This window comes from Vulcanithermus mediatlanticus, from assembly GCF_055385885.1.
Genome location: NZ_AP042385.1, coordinates 415,635 through 435,709 on the forward strand (window position 1 = coordinate 415,635; position 20,075 = coordinate 435,709).

Below are 20,075 nucleotides of genomic sequence, written 5' to 3' on the forward strand. Positions count from 1 at the left end.
AATTCGCCCCAAATTCACTGGCCGGGACATCTGTACCAACTGCTATAGTGGGGGGTAATGGAGAAAGCGCGCTGGCGACTCGACCGGGAGGGACGGATCCTGGAGCTATCCCCCGAGGTCGGGGAACTCCTCGGCCAGGAAGGGAGAGAGATCCTTGGCAAATTCTGCTGGGAGGCCGTCCGGGGCACCGACGACTTCGGCCGCCCCCTTTGCGCCCGCTGCCCCGTTCTCGCCCGTATCGAGCGCGGGGACTACGAGGCCCAAACCTTGCTCGTGGTCCGGGGCGAGCGCCTGCGCTGCCACGGGGTCGCTGGGAGCGACGGCACGGTCATCCACCTCCGATCTCGAAAAAAGCCCAACGCCGAGGAGATCCTGGCTTCGCTCTCCTGGGCGACCCGGCGCATGGTCCAGGCGCCGTTGCGGTTTTTTCAGGTGCTCGAGGTCTTCCTCGACCGGCTTCGCCACGCCTCGGGGATGGAGGCCGCCGAACTCTTTTTGGCCGACCCCCGCCAGCGTTACCTCATCCTCACCGCCCACGTGGGGAAAAACGTTCGCGCTTTCCTCGAACGCCCCTTTTTCGCTTGGGGCGAGGGGTATCCCGGCATCGTCGCCACCGAAAAGACGCCGATCGTCACCCACGACCTCGAGGCCGACGAACGCTACCTACGGGTGATGGTCAAGCGCGCCGGCTATCACACCTACCTGAGCTACCCCCTCGAACTACCCCACGGCATCATCGGCGTCCTCAACCTCGCGAGCAAGAACAAGGATGCCGGAGATGAGGCGTTGGAGCTGCTCGAACTCATCGCCCCCATGCTGGCCTCGGGCATCTACGCCGCCCTGACCGGCCTCGGTGAACGCCAGCTCTCCCGCTCCCTCAACTCGCTCAAGCACGGATCGCGGGAGAGCGCCATCGAGCACCTCCTGGCCGAATCAGCGGCCTTCAGCGGCGCCAGCTCGGCCACCTTCCTCGACCAGGACGGCAAGCGCATCTCGGTCCCCGCCCACCTGCCCCCGGCCTGCGATGGCGTGGAGAGCTGCCCGGCCTTTTCCGGCGAGGTCTACACGGTGCGCATGGGCGTCAAACCCTGCCCCGAGAGCCAGGGTCGACCCCGCTACTGCCTGCCGGTATGGGCGGGCGACGCGGTGGTCGGCGTGCAAACCCTGCTCTTCGCCCGCAGCCCGACGCCTCCCACCCGGGCCATCGTCCCCCTGATGTGGCTCCAGCGTCTGGTCTGGGAAACACTGAGCGCGCCGAGCCAGCCGGCCCTCAGGCTCGGCAGCTCCCACTGGCTGGAGGTCGAAGCCCTCGGCAACCTGAAGGTGCGCGTTCAAGGGCGGCGCATCCCTTCCCAGGATCTGGCGAAAAAGCGGGCCTGGAAGCTCTTTAAACTCCTGCTCGCGCACCGGGGGCGCCCTTTGAGCAAGGAGGAGATTGCCGCCGCCCTCTGGCCGAGCGAAGACCCCCTCGAGGCCACCCGTCGCGTCCCCCAGGTGGTGCACGAGCTGCGCCAGGAGATCGAGCCCCACCCCAGCCAACCGCAGATCATCCAGACCGTGGGCGAGGGCTACGCCTGGGAACCCTCGCTGTCATACCACCTCGATGTCGACGCCTTCGAGGCCAAGATCCGCGAGGGGGACGCGAAAAAGGGCGAAGAGGCGATCCGCGCCTACCTCGAGGCCCTCGACCTCTACCGGGGCGACGTCATGGCCGAAGAGCGCTACAGCGACTGGCTCATGTCGGAGCGCGCCTACCTCAAGGCCCAGGCGGTGCGGGTGGGTGAGCGCGCCGCCACCGAGCTGACCCAGCTCGGCCGGCCCAAGGAGGCGCTGGCCATTTACCACCGCCTCACCGCCATCGACCCCGACGACCCCTACCTCTATGAGAACCTGGCCCAGACCCTCGAACGCCTCGGCCGGCACCGCGAGGCCGAGCTGGCGAGAGCCGAGGCCAAAAGACGCCTCGAGCCGGTGTGAGGCTGGCCGGCGGCTTCAACGCTCACCGGCGCCGCTGACCCCGGCCTCCTCGAACGTCGCCATCCCCGACAGGACCGCCGCCGCGGCTCGGAGCAAGGGGAAGGCCAGCACGGCCCCGGTCCCTTCCCCGAGGCGCATCTCGAACTCCAACAGCGGCCTCAGGCCCAGCGCCTCGAGGACCAGGCTGTGCCCGGGCTCGACCGAACGGTGACCGGCAAAGAGATAGTCCCGGAGGGGCGGCGCCAGCCGGGTCGCGAGAAGGGCGCCGGCGCTTACCGGGTACCCGTCCACCACCAGCGGCACGCCCGCCTCGGCCCCGGCTAAAAACACGCCCGCGATGGCCACGAGCTCAAGGCCCCCAAGCTGGGCCGCCACCGCGAGGGGGTCTGAGCGGCTGAAATCGCCGAGCTCATCCCGGGCGCGACGGAGCGCGCGCTCGACCATTGCCAGCTTGGCCTGGTAGGCCGCGTCCCCGACCCCGGTGCCCCGGCCGGTGACCGCAGCCGCCGGCAGGTCCAGAAAGGCGGCGACCAAAGCGGCGGCCGCGGTGGTGTTGGCAATACCCATGTCGCCGGCAGCGAGCAGGGTCGCCCCGGCTTCGATGGCCCGCCGCCCCGCTTGCCTCCCGGCCATAAGGGCAGCCTCCGCCGCTTCCAAAGGCATCGCCGCTTCCCGGGCGATGTTCCCGGTCCCCTGGCGAACGCGGGCCGGGATCAAGCGCGGGTGGTCGGGAAAAGCCGGTCCCCGCACCCCCACGTCGAGGACCCAGACCTCGGCCCCGGCGACGCGCGCGATCTGGTTGATCGCCGCCCCGCCGACGAGGAAGTTTTGCACCATCTGCCAGGTCACCTCGGGGGGATAAGCGGAAACACCCTCCTCGGCCACCCCGTGATCGGCGGCGGCCACCACCACCGCCCCTTTGCCCAAAACCGGACGATCATCGCGCAAAATGGCGGCGATCTGGGCGGCAATGGCCTCCAGGCGCCCCAGCGAACGAGGCGGTTTGGTGAGACGATCGAGTCGCTGCCAGGCCCGCTGGCGCCATTCGTCGGATACGGTCTCGATTTCAAACGTCATCCCAGCCTCCTTTGAGCGGAACCGTCCGTCCCGCCACCACCAGATACCCCTCGCTCACCACGTCCATGAGCCGCTGGTTGGCCCAGCCGAGCAAATCGCGGTAGCGCCGGCCCAAGGGGTAGGCCGGCACCACGCCCATGCCTACCTCGTTGGAAACCACGATCACGGTCTTGGCGGTGTCCCGTATGGCCTCAACCAGCGCTTCCACCTCGGCCCGGGCCGCCGCCTCACCTTCGTCGAGGAGCGCGCTCGCCACGAGCAAGGCGAGGCAATCGAGCAAAACCACCCTGTGCTTGGCCGCCCGAACCGCGCTGGCCGCCCCGCGCGGGGCCTCGAGGACCTCCCAGCTCGCGGGCCGCTGGCGCTGGTGCGCCCGCACCCGCTCGCGCATTTCCTCGTCCTCGACCCTGGCGGTCACGATCAGGCTGACGGCATCGCCCCCCAAGCGCCGGGCCAGGGCCTGGGCCCTTTGGCTCTTGCCACTCCGGGCCCCGCCGAGAAAGAACACCTTCCTCGGATTCACCGGGCGCCTTGCCCCCAAACCCCGCTCCGCGAGTTCGAGCAAGAAGGCCCGGTCGAGGTGCGCCTCCACCGCATCGGCGAGCGCATCAAACGTCGAGTCGAGCCCCTTTGCCGCCCGGCCGAAGAGCGCCGTTTGAACCCCGGGGTTTTCGAAGAGACCGTGGAGGTAAACCCCCAGGACGTTGCCCTTTTGAAAGCCGAGCCCCTCGGGAAGAACCGCGCTCGCCTTGTGGGCCACGGTCTTCCCGTGGTGGATCTCGTACCCCAAAAACTCCATCCCGCCGAGCGGGGCGAAAAATCCCTCAACCTGGCCAAAGCGAACCACCCGCCTTTTCACCCGCTTTTTGAGGTCCAGCTCGGTCGCGATCGGCAAGAGCCCGAGCCCCCGGGCCCTGCCGCCAAACTCAACCCCAAATGGATCAACGATCTCCTGGCCCAGTATCTGCATCCCCCCGCAGATTCCCAGGACCGGAATCCCCTGCCCGGCCTTGGCGCGGACCGCCTCGTCCATTCCGCTCTCGAAAAGCCAGGCGAGGCTGGCGCCCCCGTTCTTCGAACCCGGAAGCACCACCAAATCCGCATCGTCGAGATCGTCCGGCACCCGCGCCAGGCGCAGCCGGGCCAGATCGCCGAGAGACCAGAACTCGTCGAGGTTCGAGGCGAAGGGATAGGCCACCACCGCCACCCGCGGCCCGCCCTTGATCCCCGTCTGCGTGCCGAGCGTGGCCGCGTCTTCTTCCGGCAGCCGGTGCCGCAGCATCGGGAGAACGCCAAGGGGGTAGAGCCCCGTTCTTTGCCAAATCGTCTCCGGCGCCGGTGCCAGGAGGTCGGGATCGCCGCGAAACTTGTTGAGGACGAACGCCCGCAGCAACGAGCGACCTTTTTCGGGGAGGAGGGCCCAGGTCCCATAGAGGTGGGCGAACGCCCCACCCCGATCGATATCGGCCACCAGCAAGACCGGCGCCCCGGCCTCGCGGGCCACCCGAAGGTTCACGATGTCGGCGTCGATGAGGTTGATCTCCGCCGGGCTCCCGGCCCCTTCAATGAGCAAAAGGTCATACTCGGCCATCAACGCCGCCAGGCTCTCCCGGACCACCGGCCAAAGCCGCACCTTTCTTTCCCGCCAGGGCATCCGGGAGAGCTCGAGGTCGGCCTGGCCGAGCACCACCACCTGGCTCTGCCGCTCGCCCTCGGGCTTTAAAAGCACCGGATTCATACGCACCTCGGGAACCGCGCCCGCGGCCAGGGCCTGGTAATACTGGGCGGCGCCCATCTCACCACCTTCAGCCACCCGGGCATGGTTCGACATGTTCTGCCCTTTGAAGGGGGCCACGCGAAACCCCTGCCGCCGGTACCACCGGGCGAGGGCAGTCACCAAAAGGCTTTTGCCCACGTTCGAGCCCGTCCCCCAAACGGCAATCGCTCGGCTCATCCTTCCTCCCGCAACCCACGGAAGAGCGCCGCCTGGGCGACCGGCCCCAGGGCGGCGAGCCGGACCCATTCCGGCAGGCCCTTATCGCCGAGCGGTCGCACGCGGATGCCCTGGTGGCGGAGCCTTTTCACCGCCACCCTCCCCAGGCGGGCCATGAGAAAGTTTGCCTTTCCCTCGACGACCGGGTAGCCAAGATCGGCCAAGCCCACTGCCAGCGATCGCCGCCAGGCGTGGAGTCTGGGCACCGTTCTCGAAAGCCACGAACGGGCATCGGTGCTCAGGCTCGCGCTCAAAAAGGCCACCTCCAACGCACCCAGGACCCACGAGGGCGCACGGTTCCGCAGCGCCCCGGCCAGATCGGGGTCGGGGACCCGGGCATAGCCGGCGCGGATGCCGGTGAGGCCGTGGGCCTTGTTCGGCGAAAAGAGCAGGAGGGCGGAATCGGGTAGGGCCACCGCAACCTCGGAAAGGGGAAGGTAGGCGAGGTCGAGCGCCAAAACCGTGCCGTGCCGGGCCGCGATTGCCGCCGCCCGGTGCAAAAATGCCTCATCCGGCACCGCCCCGGTGGGGTTGTTGGGCAGGCAAAGAAAGGCCAGCTCGGCTTCGGGTAAAAGCCGCAGGAAGGCGACCGGATCCCTGGCCTCGCGGACCGCCTGCCCCATCACCCTGGCCGCCAGCGCGTACTCACCGAAGGTGGGCGGCTGGGTGAGGACCGGGCCGCCGAGTAACCCCACCAGACGGAAGATGAGCTCGCTCACCCCCGCGCCCACGACCACCGCCTCGGGCGAGACACCAAGATCGTCGGCCAGCCGGGCACGAAGTTCCCGGTAAGTGGGTTCGGGATAGCGCGAGAGATCGGCGTTCCTGATCGCCTCGAGGACCACCGGATTCGGCCCCAAGGCATTGGCGTTGGTGGAGAAGTCGTAACGAGGTTCGGGGCCGTCGTCGGCACCGCCGTGCCGACGCACGAGCATCGAGGCGTCGAAAAACCCGCCCCGCTTCACCGCCCTCCCCCCAAGCCAGCCAGCAAGCCCAGCAGAAACCCGGCCCCCGAGGCAGCGGTCCCAGCCCGAATTAGGGCGCGGGTCACGTCGCGTCCCCCGGGTACCCGACCACCAGGGTTCAAAACGTAGTGTCCGCGCTTTTCCAGGCGAACGCCGAGCGCCAAAGCCATCGCCGCCATGGGCCAGCCGGCGTTGGGAGACCGCGTTTTTCGCGCCTCCCCAGCCAGGGCCCAAACCCTGGGGAAGATTAAGATCGCGGCGAGGCGGGAAGGGACCAGGTTCAAAAGGTCGTCGAGCCTGGCCGCAGCCCAGCCAAAGTGACGGTAGCGACGCCCTCGAGGATCGCCCGCGCCTTCCACGCCCCCAAGGTCGGTGTACCCCCACATGGCGTCCGCGGTGTTGACCGCCCGGTAAACCCAGGCGCCGGGAAGGCCAAAGAGCGCGTAGTAAAAAAGCGGTGCCACCACCGAGTCGGAAAGGTTCTCGGCCAAAGACGAGATCGCCGCCATCCGGACCCCGCCGGCATCGAGGCGCCTCGTATCGCGACTCACGATCTCCGAAAGCCGCGCCCTGGCCGCATCCAGACCGCCGTCGAACGCCCGCTCGACGGCGGCGACGGCCTGGAAGAGCCCTCGAAGGGCGAAGCTCGGCTTGAGCAAAACCGCAAGGACCATCACCCGCCAGGGATCCTCCAGGGCCAGCGCCAGGGACTCGGCCAACCCCGCGGCGGCGAGAACCGGTGCCAGGGCCAGCGCCAAGGCCAAGGCCCCGGACCGGCGGGAATCGCGATAGCACACCCGTTCACAGCGGTCAAGCCACTTCCCGAGCCACCCGACCGGGTGCAAGCGCGTCGGCGGCTCGCCGAATGCGAGGTCAAGGATGCCCGAAAGCCAAACGACCACCGGCCGCCTCCAGAAAACGCCTGGCAATGCCCGGGCTTGAGAGCAAATACAGGTGGACAAAGCTTGCGTGGACCCGCGAGTCCCCACACCCCTCTACCTTCCCGTCGGCGACGTTTTGCCAAACCGGGCGGGGCGAAGGGGGGCGTTCGGCGTAATGGAACTCGTGCCCCCTGGCCAGCATCCCCCGGGCCACAAAAGGGGTGTCGGCGATGGCCCGGACCTCGCGGTAGCCAAGCGTCGGACGGGACCGCATCCTGGCCTCGCCGGGACAAAGACCGACCATCGGGTAGCGACGTCCCTGCCACCAAAGGGCTTGCGAGAGGTAGATGTACCCGCCGCACTCGGCATAGATCGGCCCCGGAAAACGCCGGATGGCCTCGCGCATGGCCCGGTTTTCCGCCAGGCCCCGGGCATAGTGTTCGGGGTAACCACCCCCGAGCCAGATGGCCCCCGCGCCCTCGGGAATGGCCTGGTCCCGCAAGGGGCTCATGGGCAAGAACTCGGCCCCCAGATCTTCGAGCATCTCCAGCACCTCGGGGTAATAGAAGCTGAATGCTTCGTCCCGGGCGAGGGCGATCCGGGCTGGAGTGAAGCGGAGGTCCTGAGGGTACGGGGCCCGGCCCCGGGGCAGGGGCGGGGCGAGCCTCGCCACCTGCAGCAACGCCTCGACATCGAGCGTCCTCGAGGCGGCGGCGAGCGCGTCATCGGGCAGCGAGACCTCCCCCGCCAGCACCAGCCCCAAATGTCGCTCGGGCAGGGTCAGGGCCGGATCCCTTGGCAGGTAGCCGAGCAAGGGGAGCCCTACGGCGCGAAGGGCTTCCCTGAGAATCGCCGCATGGCGGGGTCCGGCGACCCGGTTGGCGATGACGCCGGCAACACGCACTTCGGGATCGTGGTCGCAAAAGCCCCGGGCCAGCGCGGCGATCGAGCCGGCCATGGCCTGGGCATCGACGACCAGGACCACCGGCGCCATCAGATCCCTAGCCACCGCGGCGGTCGAGGCTTTTTGTCCGCGGGCGTCCTTGCCGTCGAAAAGACCCATCACCCCTTCGATCAGGGCCAGGTCGGCGTCCCTCGTGGCCCGGGCGAAAAGCCAACGCAAGGCCTCGCGATCGAGGAAAAAGCGGTCCAGATTGCGGGGAATCCGGCCCGCCACCCGGCCCAGGTGCGTGGGGTCGATGTAGTCCGGCCCGACCTTAAACGGCTGAACCAAAAGCCCCAGACGGCGAAAGGCCAGCGCCAGCGCCAGGGACACCGTCGTCTTCCCTGCCCCGGAGTGAGGCGCCGCAATCACCAAACGGGGAATTTCCAGCAATGCCCCTTTGCCCCCTCCCTAGAGCTCGATGCCTTTGGTGGCGGGGATCCCCTGGTCGTAGGCGTGTTTGACCTTTCGCATCTCGGTCACGGTGTCGGCCATCGCCACCAGCCATGCCGGCGCATCGCGACCGGTCACCACCAGGTGCTGATCCTCGGGGCGCTGGGTGAAAACCGACACCACTTCAGCCCGGTCGAGCCAGCCGAAATTGAGCACGTAGGTCAGCCCGTCGAGGACGACCAGTCCGTAGCGCCCCGAGCGGATGACCTCGCTCGCCCGCGCCCAGCCCGCTTGCGCCAGGCGTTTGGTGGCCTCGAGGTCCTTGCTCCGCCAGGTGAAGCCATCCCCCAGGGCCATCACCGGAATCCCCAGCGCCGAAAGCGCGCGGTGCTCGCCGTAGTTGGCATCCGCACGCTTGATGAACTGCAGCACGATGGGGGCGATGCCCCGTCCGTAAGCCCGAAGGCAAAGCCCGAAGGCGGCCGTGGACTTTCCCTTTCCCTCACCGGTCATGATCAGAAAACGGCCCATGCCTCACTCTCCTGCCGTCCAGGCGTAATACGGCGTGAAGACCAGATCGGGCGGCCCGTCGGGATAGACGGCCACCCCGCCGACCACCACCGCACCATCGACGATTTCGAAGTCCAAGGTGTCACAGGCCGTGGTGTAGATGAGCGTCTCCCCCGGGGGAACGCCGTGCCGCAGCAATAAGGGACCGACCGGGCGTTTTGCCTGGCCGGTGGCGCCGTCGCGCACCACGACCACGTAGCGGGCGATTCGAGGCCCGGATTCGGTGATCAGCCGGCGCACCTCGCCGAGGTCGATGACCAAAAGATTGCCGGTTGCCCTGAGCGAACCGCGCATCATGCCTCCCATTTCGGCAACACCACCGCCCCCCCCGGCGTCCGCACGACCTTGACCCATCCGGCATAGATCGCATCGAGGCCCGGCACCACCGCCTCGTAAGGCCCGCTCGCCACCACGGTGCCTTCGACCAAGACCGCCACCCGATCGGCGGGGCGGGCGTGGTTGGGGTCGTGGAGCACGGTCAACACCCCGATGCCCTCGGCACGCAGCCTGGAAAGCAGGCGCAGCAGCCGGGATTGGTGCTGGAGGTCGAGGTGATTGGTCGGCTCGTCGAGGAGCAGATAGCGCGGCCTCGCCGCCAGCGCGCGGGCCAGCATCACCCGCTGGCGCTCGCCGCCGGAGAGGGTATGGAGGGCGCGATCCCGGATGCCCCAGGTTTCGGTCACCTCCATGGCCCAGCGCACCGCTTCCTCATCGCCAGGGCCGATCCGCCCCAGCAGACCGAGGTAGGGCGTTCGGCCGAGGGATACCACCTCCAGCGCCGACATCCCCCGAGGAACCGCCCCGTTTTGAGGCAGGTAGGCGATCTTTTGCCCCCGCAGCCAGGGGCTCATCCCCAAAAGGGGGACCCCGTCGGCCCACACCTCGCCCCGGAAAGGACGCATGAGCCCCGTCAACACGTGCAAGAGCGTGGTCTTCCCCGAACCGTTGGGGCCGAGCAGCGCAAGCCATTCCCCACCGGCCAAAGAAAGGTCAAGCCCCGAAAGGGCGATCCGGCTGCCGTACCCGGCGACGATACCCTTCGCTTCAAGCGCCACGGGACCTCCGGAGCAAATACAGGAAAAAGGGCCCCCCGAGCAGGGTGGTCACCACCCCCACCGGGAGCTCCGCCGGCCGGACCGCGACCCGGGCCAGGAGGTCAGCGAGTACCATGAGCACCGCCCCTCCGACGGCGCTCGCCGGGATCAGGAAACGGTGGTCTCCGCCCCCGAGCCGCCTGAGGGTGTGGGGGACGATCAAACCCACGAAACCGATGATGCCAGCCACGGCCACCGCCACCGCCGTGGCCAGCGTGCTCGCGGCAATCAGGGCATATTTGAGGGCCTCGAGGGGCAACCCCAAACTCCGCGCCACCTCGTCGCCGAGCTGCAGCGCGTTGAGAACCCGGGCCAGGAGCAAAAGCGGCGGAACGGTGATCAGGAAATAGAGGGCGAGCCGGTGTACCTCGGGCCAGCCGACGAACGAGAGGTTGCCAAGCGTATAGGCGAAGACGGCGCGCACGCGATCGGCGTCCTTCATCATCAGGTAAGTCGTCAGCCCGGTGAGCACCGCGCCCACCACGACCCCGGCCAGGATGAGATCTTGGGTTCGCCCCACCCCGCCGGCCAGGAAAAGCGCCAGCGAGACGGCAAAGATGGCACCCAAAAACGCGAAGAGCGGGACCCACCCCGTCCCCTCGGAGGCGATCCAGGCCGCGTACGAGGAGGAGAGCGCACCCGCGACCGACAGCGCCACCGCTGTCCCTAATGCGGCGCCGCTCGCCGCCCCCATCAAATAGGGATCGGCCAGAGGGTTGCGGAAAAGACCCTGGTAGGTGGCCCCGGCAACCCCCAGCAAGGCGCCGACCAGCGTGGCCCCGAGGACGCGGGGCAGGCGGATCTCAAAGATCACGGGGTTGACCTCACCCCCCCAAAGCCCACCCGTCACCGAGGCAACGACCTGGGCCAGGGGCACCCGGACCGCCCCCACCATCACCCCGAGCAGGACCGAGAGGATGAGGGCGAGCAAAAGACCGAGCCACACGTAGCGACGCCGGGATCGTTCCACGAAGATCCTCTACTGCCCGAGCACCTCGGGGTGCACGCACCGGATGAGGACCTCAAGGCCCTGGGCCACCCTGGGGCCCGGACGGTGGACGACATCGGTTTCTTCCTTGCTCAGCTCACACACGCGCCCATCCTGAACCGCCTGAATCCCCGACCACCCAGGTCTGGCCTCGATCTTTTCCCGGGTGACGCCATAGGGGGCGTCACCGAGCACGATCACGGCAGGGTTTTTCTCCACCACCAGCTCGGGGCTGATCTTGGGGAAGAGCCCGAGCGAAGCGGGGATGATGTTTTTTGCCCGGGCTTTGGCGATCAGTACGCCGATAAAGGACTTCGGACCCACGGTGTAGGGCGTGGGGTCGATCTCGTAGTAGAGGGTGGGGCGGTCTTTGGCTTTGGCCGCGAGCGACTCCAGGCGGTACACCTCGGCCTGGATCCTGGCCACCAAGGCCTCAGCCTCCGCCTCGCGATCGACGAGCCGCCCGAGCGCCCGTGCCGTCTTAAAGATGTCCTCGAAGGTCTCGGTCTTCACCGCGTAGGTGGGAATCCCGGCCCGGCTCAGGGTGTCGGCGAGCTTGCCATATTTGGACGCGATCACCAGGTCTGGTTTAAACGAAAGGATCCGTTCGATGTTTGGGTTGTAAAGACCCCCGACCTTGGGCAGCGACTTCACCAACGCCGGCCAGTTGGAATAATCATCGGTGGCCACGATCAAATCACAGGCCCCGATCGCACAAAGGGTCTCCGTCGCCGAGGGCAGCATGACCACCACGCGCTTTGGGGCCTCGGGCAGGACCACCGTGCGTCCGAGGTCGTCTTGAACCGTGAGCGGGTACGACGTGGCGATCGCCAAGCCCAAAAACCAAAGTGCAACCAACCAACGCTTCAACATGAAAAACCACCTCCTTAGGCTGCCGGCTTCGGAGGTGGGGCACGAAAAATCCCCACCGGGAAAAGGCGGGGTAAGCGACGATCGAGAACCCCCCTTTCCCCTCTTCCGCGAGAGGTGCCCAGGCGGGGCGCACTGGGCTCCCCTGGCAGGTGTTCGGGCTTCCGGGCAACGACGCAAGCTCCTATGCTTGCCCGGTTACCGTTGCGGGACAGCGCCGGACTTTCACCGGACTTCCCCACTTTAAGCCTGAGCTACGCGCCCAGGCACCAGGGGCCTCGTATTGGCAGCCTTTATGCCCCGTATCGGGGACACCCCCAGGCTAAAACCCGCGAACCCAGTTTTCAAGGGCACGGCGATCACACGACGGCCGCAGCCAGGAAGCTGACCCAGACCTGACGCCGCCGGGGTCCGTCGAACTCGGCAAGGAAGATCTGCTGCCAGGTGCCGAGCAAAAGCCGCCCGCCCCGCACCGGGACCGTCACCGACTGGCCCACCAGCGCCGTCTTGAGGTGGGCGTCGGAGTTGCCCTCGAGGTGCCGGTCGGCAGGGTGATGGTGGGGAATGAGCTCGCGCAATCGCCGCAGGAGATCCTCCGCCACCATGGGGTCCGCCCCTTCCTGGATCACGAGCCCGGCGGTGGTGTGAGGACTGTAGAGATGAACGACGCCGTAGGTAAAACCTGCGCCCTTCACCGCCGCCCTTACCTCGGCGGTCAGATTGACCAGGGCCTCCCGGCTCGGGGTTTGGATCTCAATCGTTCTCATAACGCCGTCGTTCGCAGCATAAAACGCCAGCGGATGGGCATGGGCTGATCGAGATCGGCGTAGGTGGCCCGGGCCCATCGGTAGAGTTCTTCAACCGACTCGCGAAAGACCGGCTCCGGGACCTGGTGCGTGAACGAGTAGAGCCGCTCCTCGATGGCCTCGAGGCTCTGGCGCGGCGTCCGCTCTTCAACCCACTCCGCCGCGACCTGGGTCTCAGGCTCGAGCCCGAGCTTACGCAGGGCTTTCTCCACCTCCATCAACCGCGCTTTGTGCCGCCCCCGTTTGAGCTCGAACCCGCGGGATTTGAGGATCTCCCGCCAGACTTCCTGAATGCGCCAGTCCTCGCTCTCCCCTACGCCCTCGTCCCAGCCCTCAAAAAGAAAGCCCTGGGGGGCCAAAACGCGGATGGCCTCGAGCAACGCCCGCTGCCAGTCGGGGATCAGATGCCAAAGGTGAACGCTCAGCACCGCGTGGAAACGCCCCTTTTCAAAGGGCAGCTCTCGCACGTCGGCCTCAACCACCTGCACCTTTCGGTTGACCCCGGCGATCTTGTAGCGGAAGACCTCGAGCATCGCCGGGTCGTTGTCGACGGCGGTGAACCGGAACCCCCGGGCAAGCACCGGAACCCCGATCCGGCCGGTGCCCACGCCCAGCTCGAGGAAGTGCGGATCACGGAACCGCCGCTCCACCGGGGCGGTGATGGCTGTCGCGATGCGCCCCGAGACTTCAGGGGGATGATAGCGCGTTCGGTCGTAGGCGAAGGCCACTCGGCCTCGAGCGGGCTCCATGCTCAGGAGGTATCATACCAATCTATTCCTTATAAGCCAAAAGCCGGGAAGCCGTGGTGCAAATCTCACCGGTTATCGTTCGCGGCTGGCGTAAGATTTCCAAAAAATAACCCTGGAGAGGAGGTGGAACCCAGAAGGAAAAGAGCATCCCCGAGATAGGCGCAGCAGGGAGGTCTCGTCACACACTTTGCCCAGAGCATCCAAGTCGCTCGTTGGAAGGAGGTTTACGTGCGAAAAAAATTGGTCTTATCCTCACTCTTGTTCCTCACCCTCATCCTTGCCAGCTGCAACCAGAACTTCTTCTGGCCGACGCCCACTCCGAGCGGGGTCGAGGGTTATGTCGTCAGCGCGAACGCGGGGAGCACGATCGCTGGCGTACAGATCAGCGTCAAGAAGGCTGGCCAGCCGGTTGCAACCGTTACCACCGGAAGTGACGGCGCGTTCAAGATCGATCTGGAACCCGGCCTGTACGACTTCGTGGCCAGCAAAAACGGCTATGCCGGCTCCCAGGTCTTGAACGTCAAGGTAGAGAAAAACCAGGTTACGAAACTCACCATCATCCAACGGCAGGCCTTTAACCCCAACTGGCCCACAGAGCCCCCACAGGTCACCTTGCAATGGGTGAACGAAGGGGATACCTACGACGCCTCGCAGGGACCGATCCTCTACCGGGTCCAGGTCACGCCCCAAAGCCCGCTCACGAGCAACATCATCTACGCCGCCCTCGGGAAGACGCCGGGCGCCGGGTTTTTAAGCGGTACGCGTGCCTTCTTCTCCCAGACCAACGACACCGGCGACGCGTACCTCAACCCCCTCGACTACGCGGTCAGCGGGCCCACGACCCTTACCGTCGTGGTCTACGACACCAACGGCAACCGGACCGAACTCCGACGGCACATCACCATCAATCACCCGAGCCCGGGGAACCTCACCCTGACCGCACCTGATCTCAGGGGGATTCTGGCGGTCACGCTCTCCAGCCCGGTCCAGTTCTTCCAGGTCAGCCCGCAAGCTGCGCCCACCGGCGGCAACCTCTGGGTACAGCTCGTCTGGAGCCCGCGGTACGATTTCAGTGGCATTCCCGACGGCATCCCCTACGGGTATCGCATTTACCGCAGCTTCGACGGCTTCAGCTTTACCGCCATCGGTACCGTAGCCGCCGGAGATGTTTCCTTTGTGGACGCAAGCCCCGAACTCGCCCCGGGCAGGAAAGTCTATTACCGAATGACCGCGTTCATCGGCGACCAGGAGTCCGAGCCGTCGAACATCCTCAGCACCACGCCTCTCGAGGCCTTCACCGTCTCGCTCGTCTCACCCGGCGATAATGCCACCGGGGTCTCGGTCACCCCGACCTTCTCCTGGCAAGCGAGCGCCACGGTCAGCCCCTACCACTACTACGCCGCCGCGCTGTGGGACACCGTGAGCGGCGAGATCGCCTTCCTCACCAACAACCCGGTCATGGCCCTGGAAAACATCACCCAGTGGACCTGGAACCAGGACGGCAGCTTCAACGGAACCGCGTTTGAGACGCTGCAAAAGGGCCGATCCTACGAATGGCAACTCATCGAGGCCTACGCCCTTGACAACCCCGTCAACCCCACCGCGGTCTCGGTTGCCGCTGACGGCCTCGGCCTTTGGTTCCCCTACGGCGTCCCCTCGTCCGACCACTTCACCTTCACCACCGCACCCTAAGGAGGTCACGAATGCGAAAAATTCTCGTACTCCTCACCGGACTCCTCCTCCTGGCCGCCTGCTCCACCACTCCGAGCACGACCAGCTCAACTTCCCAAGGGTCGGGCCCCTCGATTCCGGCCCAGCCGGTGGCCATCACCGCCGACCACGTGCCGGACCAGATCGTCATCGGCTACCAAAACAGCGGCGACTTGCCTGAAATCCTCTCGGCGCTCGGCGGCGCCCGGGTGATCGACACCATCCCCGGGCTCAAGGCCGCCCTGGTCGAACTCCCAAGCGGGACCAGCGCATCCCAGGCGCTGGGCATCCTCCGGGCGAAGAAGCCCCGCGGGATGCGCTACGCCCAGCCGAACTTTAAACACCCCCTGCCCACGCCGCAGGGCACCGCGGTCACCGCCATCGGGACCGCCGCGGCCCAGGTGGGGCTGAACGACCCCCTCGAGGCCCAAAAGTGGGACCACGACGTGATGCAGGCCGCAGACGCGTGGGCCACCGATATGGATGGCCAGGGCACGACACCTGACGGCAGCGGGGTGGTCATCGGGGTCGTGGACACCGGCATCGACGGCCAGCATCCGGATCTGGCCGGAGCCTTCGTCAACGGTTGGGACGCCACCGGCTGCTTCTCACCGAGCGGCCTGATCCCGCCGGGGAGCGACGCCTCAACGGGTGAAATCCACGGCACCCACGTCGCCGGAATCGCAGCCGCGAGGGGCAATAACAACGAGGGTGTCGCCGGGGTGGCCTACAACGCTACCCTGATGGACATCAAGGTCTTCTGCGGTCCCTTCACCAGCGATTTCACCATCGCCCAGGGCGTGTGGGCCGCCATCACCGACGCTGACGGCGACGGCGTCGTTCCCGACATCCTGACCATGAGCCTCGGCGGCAAGGGCTACGGCCAGGTGGTTAAGGATGCGCTCGACTCGGCGCTCACCGGCTACGACGTGACCACCGGCCAGGCGCTCCCCGCCTACGACGACGGCACCGGGGGCGGCACGGCAGGGGACGGTATCCCCGACCGAACCGTCACCATCACCGTAGCCATGGGGAATTCGTTCCAAGACGAAGTCCAATACCCCGCGGGCTATCCGGGGATCATCGCCGTGGGGGCGACCAACGGCCAGGACCAAAAGGCCGACTTCTCGACCTCGGGCGGACACATCAGCGTGAGTGCCCCCGGCGTGGACATCCTCTCCACCTGGCCCCGCTGGACCGGCCAGTACTACTACCGCATCTCGGGCACCAGCATGGCCACGCCCGAGGTGTCGGGGGCGGTGGCGCTCATCAAGCAATTCCTCCCCGCGGCCACGCCGTACGAGGTTCGCCGCCTGCTGGAATCCACCGCCGACGACATCGGCCCCCCGGGCTTCGACCGGGGCACCGGCTGGGGTCGGATCAATCTGAAAAAGCTCGTCGATAAGGTCAAGGCCATCCTGGCGCAAACGGCCCAGACCGAAAAAGGCGGGGTGGCCAAGGTCACCGTAACCACCGAAAACGGTGGCGTACCTCTTCCGGCAGTCGACGTTCAGCTTTTGCAAAACGGCGAGGTGAAGTACCTGGCCAAGACCAACGATCTGGGCGAGGCCATTTTCGCCGATATTGCCCCCGGAACCTACGACGTCATGGTCTCCGGCCAGGACATTACCGACTTCAGCGCCATGGCCGCCTGGCCCTTCGAGCGGACCAGCTGGGATTCGGATGGCGATCCGAATAACGGCGTCACCCCGGGCACGCTCACCGTCAACGCGGGGAGCGACATCACGGCCCCGGATACCCTGACCGCGACCCTGAACTCCACGATGCAGGTGACCATCGAGTGGGCCGGGACCGGCGATCCCAACACGCCTAACGACCTCGACCTGGCCATCCTGGAAGCCGGTCTTGGGTGGAACACCCCCAAGGTAAGCAGCGGGCAACAGAACTCCCCATTCAATCAGGACGACGACGGCACCGGTACCACCGCCAGCGAGACCTACACCCTGCCCGCGAGCCACACCCCGAGCGAGGCCACCAGCTGGCCCTACATCGTGAGCGTAGACGCCACCAACGCGAGCCAGGACACGCAGATCACGATCACGGTCACCATGAACGGCATCACCAAACGGTTCGGCCCGATCCCCATCGCCAAGGGCAGCGACGTCAATACGAACCTCTCGGTCATCTACTCCGCCCTCTCCGGCGGCAACGCGGGCTTTACCAACCTCCTGACCGTCTACTGAGCCGATCCGCGCCAGGGAGCCCCCTGCTGTGGCACGACCATAGCAGGGGGCTCGCCCCACCAGGTGCCCGTATAATCGGTCTGTGCCCGAGGTGGTGGGCAAATACCAGGTCCTACGCGAAGGTCCGCTCAGAGGATTCGTGCGCACCCTCGAGGTCCAGGGTCCGAGCGGTCCCGGAAAGCTCTACTGGTTCGAGGTCCACGACCCTGAGTCACGCGCGGCCTTCTTCCGATATCGCAACGCCCTTAAAAAGCTTGAGCGCCTCGGCGTCTTACCGCAGGGCCTCGAGGTCAGCGCCAAGCCCGGCCGTTACTACGTTTTCTGGCCCCAGGGCCACGAAATCGTCCCCCCGAAGGGTCGGCGCGCTCGTCGCAAGCTGGCCGAGATCGAAAACGCGCTGGCCCCCCTTGGCTACGCGATCAACCCGGAAGCGGTCAGTCTCGTTGGCGGCCATCTCCAGATCCTCGATCTGGCGCCCGAACTCCAGGCCAGCCCCCCACGCCCGGCGACCGACCGGATCCCAAGAACCCGCAGCCTTTTCCGCTGGCTCCCGGGGCTGGTGCTCGGCCTCCTCGGCCTCGCCCTGGGCGCCATCGGCGTGGATCGCTACCTCAACCCTCCGATCTTCACCGTTCCCCAGATCACCGGACGCACGGTCCAGGAAGCGCTCAAAGCGCTCCGGGGAAAGGGGCTCGAGATCGTCTTCCAGGAAGAGAGCCGGCCGGAGCAGCCGGCGGGGACGGTCCTCGAAATCACTCCCCCGCCCGGCACCCAGATCAAGCCGGGCCGCAGAATCCGGCTCATTGTCAACCGACCCAAGGCGCATCGCGTCCCCGAGATCGTCGGACAGCGCCTCGCGGTCGCCAGCCAGCGCCTCGAGGCCGAAGGCTACCAGCTCGGGCGTGTGGTCCGAGCCTACGACGCCTCACCCGCAGGTACCGTGCTCGCGACACTGCCCCCGGTGGGGTTTGCCCTCCCGACCGGTCAGAGCGTCGATCTCCTCGTCTCCGAAGGCCCCCAAAAACCGCTCACCATGGTGCCGAAGCTCCAGGGCCTCCCGGCCAAAACCGCCGAAGCATTGGTCTCGATGGCCAAGCTCACGCTCGGGCGTGAGGAAAAGCTGCCGAGCCCCGAAGCCCCCGGCACCGTCATCGCCCAGACCCCCGAGCCGGGCACGGTGATCGAAGAGGGAACCCCGGTCACGCTCACCATCGCCGAAGCGGTCGAAGTTCTCAGGCCGAAAACGCTCCCCACGAACGGCGCCGCGCCCCAGACGCCAACCACACCGCCAACCTCACCCCCAACCTTGCCCCCGCCAGCCGAGCAGGGGCCGACGGTCCCCATCCGGCTGAGCCTGCCTCCAGGGCTGGAGGGCAAGCCCGTCCGCCTCACCGTGACCGACGACAACGGCACCCGGACCCTTTACGAAGGACCCACCCAAAAGGGCTGGAAGATCGAGGGCGAGGTCCCGGTCAAGGGCAAGGCGCTCTTTAAGCTCTACGTCGGCGACTTCCTCTATCAGCAATGGACCGCGACCCCGCAGGAAGGTGGGCCATGAACCAGCAGGGGATCCTCGACCAACTCCACCACGGCGACGCCTGGCGAATGTTCCGCATTCTGGCCGAGTTCGTCGACGGATTCGAGCTCCTCTCCGAGATCAAGGTGCCGCTGGTGAGCGTTTTCGGTTCGGCCCGGTTCGGCCCCGACCATCCCACCTACGAAATGGGCTACGAGCTCGGCAAGGCCCTGGTCGAAGCCGGCTACGGGGTGGTGACCGGCGGCGGGCCGGGCACCATGGAAGCGGTCAACCGCGGGGCCTTTGAAGCCGGCGGCGTCTCGGTCGGGCTCAACATCGAGCTCCCCCACGAACAGCACCCCAACCCCTACCAGACCCATGCCCTGACCTTCCGCTACTTCTTCGTGCGCAAGGTGATGTTCGTGCGTTACGCGGCAGGTTTCATCGTGCTCCCGGGCGGGCTGGGAACGCTCGACGAGCTCTCTGAAGTGCTGGTCCTGATCCAAACGCGAAAAGTCCACCACTTCCCGGTCGTCGCCCTCGGGGTCGACTACTGGCGGGGGCTCGCCGAGTGGATCCGGGAAACGATGGGCAAGGCCAAGGCCATCAGCCCGGGGGATGAGAACCTCTTCGCCCTGGTCGACTCGCCCCAGCAAGCCGTCGCCTACATTCAAAGCCACGAGCCCAATGTGGGGACTTGAGACGCCCTACTGGCAGGAAGGCCTCACCGTAGCCGGGATCGACGAAGTGGGGCGCGGTGCCCTGGCGGGGCCGGTGGCGGTGGGAGCGGTCGTGCTCCCCCCTGGCGATTACCCCTTCGAAGACTCCAAACGCCTCTCGCCACATGCCCGGGAGAGGATGGCCAAAGAGATCCGGCGCGTGGCCCTGGCCGCAGCCGTGGGCTGGGCCTCGAGCGCCGAGGTGGACCGGCTCGGCGTCCTGACCGCGACCCATCTGGCGGCGGCCAGAGCCCTCAAGCGGCTCGGGCTCGTTCCCCAACTGCTCATCACCGATTTCCTACGCCTCGAGGTGGACATCCCCCTCCTGGCACCGCCCAAGGCCGAACGCCTGAGCCCATCGGTGGCCGCGGCCTCGGTGCTGGCCAAGGTCTGCCGTGACCGGCTCATGGTTCACCTGGATGCCCGCTTCCCCGGTTACGGGTTCGCGCGCCACAAAGGCTACGCCACCCGGGAGCACAAGGCCGCCCTGGTACGGCTCGGCCCGACACCGCTCCACCGCAGGCGCTTTTCCCCCGTGCGCCAGGCACCGCTCTTTACGGCTCTGGAAGGGTCCGAAGGCCCCGGGCGGCCCGGGGATCCTCGCCGCCGGCGGTGAGCGA

Annotated in this window: 18 protein-coding genes and 1 riboswitch; of the genes, 6 read left to right on the forward strand and 12 right to left on the reverse strand. The window is 66.9% G+C overall.

Annotated features, from left to right (window positions below; genetic code table 11):
• The first annotated feature begins 57 nt into the window (after positions 1-57).
• On the forward strand, positions 58-1,977 hold the full coding sequence (locus ACZ5BT_RS03085; RefSeq protein ID WP_464885162.1) for a BTAD domain-containing putative transcriptional regulator: 1,920 nt from the start codon (positions 58-60) through the stop codon (positions 1,975-1,977).
• Positions 1,978-1,992: 15 nt separating this feature from the next.
• Here the strand turns inward: ACZ5BT_RS03085 and cobT are convergent, their stop codons facing one another.
• The 12 genes from cobT to ACZ5BT_RS03145 all read right to left on the reverse strand — a co-directional run bounded on the left by cobT (position 1,993) and on the right by ACZ5BT_RS03145 (position 13,306).
• Positions 1,993-3,054: a nicotinate-nucleotide--dimethylbenzimidazole phosphoribosyltransferase gene (cobT, locus tag ACZ5BT_RS03090; RefSeq protein WP_464885163.1), complete on the reverse strand. Its 1,062-nt coding sequence runs from the start codon at positions 3,052-3,054 to the stop codon at positions 1,993-1,995.
• Positions 3,044-5,008: a cobyric acid synthase gene (locus tag ACZ5BT_RS03095; protein ID WP_464885164.1), complete on the reverse strand. Its 1,965-nt coding sequence runs from the start codon at positions 5,006-5,008 to the stop codon at positions 3,044-3,046. The genes cobT and ACZ5BT_RS03095 overlap by 11 nt, the downstream gene beginning before the upstream one ends.
• Entirely contained in the window at positions 5,005-6,012 is a 1,008-nt protein-coding gene (locus ACZ5BT_RS03100; protein ID WP_464885165.1) for a pyridoxal phosphate-dependent aminotransferase, read from the reverse strand. The genes ACZ5BT_RS03095 and ACZ5BT_RS03100 overlap by 4 nt, the downstream gene beginning before the upstream one ends.
• Positions 6,009-6,914 carry an adenosylcobinamide-phosphate synthase CbiB gene (cbiB, locus tag ACZ5BT_RS03105; RefSeq protein WP_464885166.1) on the reverse strand — a complete coding sequence of 302 codons (906 nt, stop codon included), beginning with the start codon at positions 6,912-6,914 and terminating at the stop codon, positions 6,009-6,011. The genes ACZ5BT_RS03100 and cbiB overlap by 4 nt, the downstream gene beginning before the upstream one ends.
• Complete coding sequence (locus tag ACZ5BT_RS03110; protein WP_464885756.1) at positions 6,886-8,226, reverse strand: cobyrinate a,c-diamide synthase; 1,341 nt, start codon at positions 8,224-8,226, stop codon at positions 6,886-6,888. The genes cbiB and ACZ5BT_RS03110 overlap by 29 nt, the downstream gene beginning before the upstream one ends.
• A gap of 21 nt (positions 8,227-8,247) precedes the next feature.
• Positions 8,248-8,760 (reverse strand): cob(I)yrinic acid a,c-diamide adenosyltransferase, encoded by a 513-nt coding sequence (gene cobO, locus ACZ5BT_RS03115; RefSeq protein ID WP_464885167.1) that lies wholly within the window; start codon positions 8,758-8,760, stop codon positions 8,248-8,250.
• Between the two features lie 3 nt (positions 8,761-8,763).
• Positions 8,764-9,096, reverse strand: a complete 333-nt coding sequence (locus ACZ5BT_RS03120; RefSeq protein WP_464885168.1) for a hypothetical protein — start codon at positions 9,094-9,096, stop codon at positions 8,764-8,766.
• A complete protein-coding gene (locus ACZ5BT_RS03125; protein WP_464885169.1) occupies positions 9,093-9,854 on the reverse strand; it encodes an ABC transporter ATP-binding protein in 762 nt (253 codons plus the stop codon). The genes ACZ5BT_RS03120 and ACZ5BT_RS03125 overlap by 4 nt, the downstream gene beginning before the upstream one ends.
• Positions 9,844-10,863 carry a FecCD family ABC transporter permease gene (locus ACZ5BT_RS03130; RefSeq protein ID WP_464885170.1) on the reverse strand — a complete coding sequence of 340 codons (1,020 nt, stop codon included), beginning with the start codon at positions 10,861-10,863 and terminating at the stop codon, positions 9,844-9,846. Before ACZ5BT_RS03130 ends, ACZ5BT_RS03125 begins: the two co-directional genes overlap by 11 nt.
• Before the next feature lie 9 nt (positions 10,864-10,872).
• Entirely contained in the window at positions 10,873-11,751 is an 879-nt protein-coding gene (locus tag ACZ5BT_RS03135) for an ABC transporter substrate-binding protein (RefSeq protein WP_464885757.1), read from the reverse strand.
• A 130-nt stretch (positions 11,752-11,881) separates the two neighbouring features.
• Positions 11,882-12,040: riboswitch (cobalamin riboswitch) on the reverse strand.
• A gap of 70 nt (positions 12,041-12,110) precedes the next feature.
• Positions 12,111-12,518: a secondary thiamine-phosphate synthase enzyme YjbQ gene (locus ACZ5BT_RS03140; protein WP_464885171.1), complete on the reverse strand. Its 408-nt coding sequence runs from the start codon at positions 12,516-12,518 to the stop codon at positions 12,111-12,113.
• Entirely contained in the window at positions 12,515-13,306 is a 792-nt protein-coding gene (locus ACZ5BT_RS03145) for a class I SAM-dependent methyltransferase (protein ID WP_464885172.1), read from the reverse strand. Before ACZ5BT_RS03145 ends, ACZ5BT_RS03140 begins: the two co-directional genes overlap by 4 nt.
• Positions 13,307-13,534: 228 nt before the next feature.
• Here ACZ5BT_RS03145 and ACZ5BT_RS03150 point away from each other — a divergent pair, with 228 nt between their 5' ends.
• The 5 genes from ACZ5BT_RS03150 to ACZ5BT_RS03170 all read left to right on the forward strand — a co-directional run bounded on the left by ACZ5BT_RS03150 (position 13,535) and on the right by ACZ5BT_RS03170 (position 20,071).
• Positions 13,535-14,998 (forward strand): carboxypeptidase regulatory-like domain-containing protein, encoded by a 1,464-nt coding sequence (locus tag ACZ5BT_RS03150; protein ID WP_464885173.1) that lies wholly within the window; start codon positions 13,535-13,537, stop codon positions 14,996-14,998.
• Between the two features lie 11 nt (positions 14,999-15,009).
• Positions 15,010-17,220: a S8 family peptidase gene (locus tag ACZ5BT_RS03155; protein WP_464885174.1), complete on the forward strand. Its 2,211-nt coding sequence runs from the start codon at positions 15,010-15,012 to the stop codon at positions 17,218-17,220.
• Positions 17,221-17,302: 82 nt separating this feature from the next.
• Positions 17,303-18,778, forward strand: a complete 1,476-nt coding sequence (locus ACZ5BT_RS03160) for a PASTA domain-containing protein (protein ID WP_464885175.1) — start codon at positions 17,303-17,305, stop codon at positions 18,776-18,778.
• Positions 18,775-19,437 carry an LOG family protein gene (locus ACZ5BT_RS03165; RefSeq protein ID WP_464885176.1) on the forward strand — a complete coding sequence of 221 codons (663 nt, stop codon included), beginning with the start codon at positions 18,775-18,777 and terminating at the stop codon, positions 19,435-19,437. Before ACZ5BT_RS03160 ends, ACZ5BT_RS03165 begins: the two co-directional genes overlap by 4 nt.
• Entirely contained in the window at positions 19,424-20,071 is a 648-nt protein-coding gene (locus tag ACZ5BT_RS03170; RefSeq protein ID WP_464885177.1) for a ribonuclease HII, read from the forward strand. The genes ACZ5BT_RS03165 and ACZ5BT_RS03170 overlap by 14 nt, the downstream gene beginning before the upstream one ends.
• Positions 20,072-20,075: the final 4 nt, after the last annotated feature.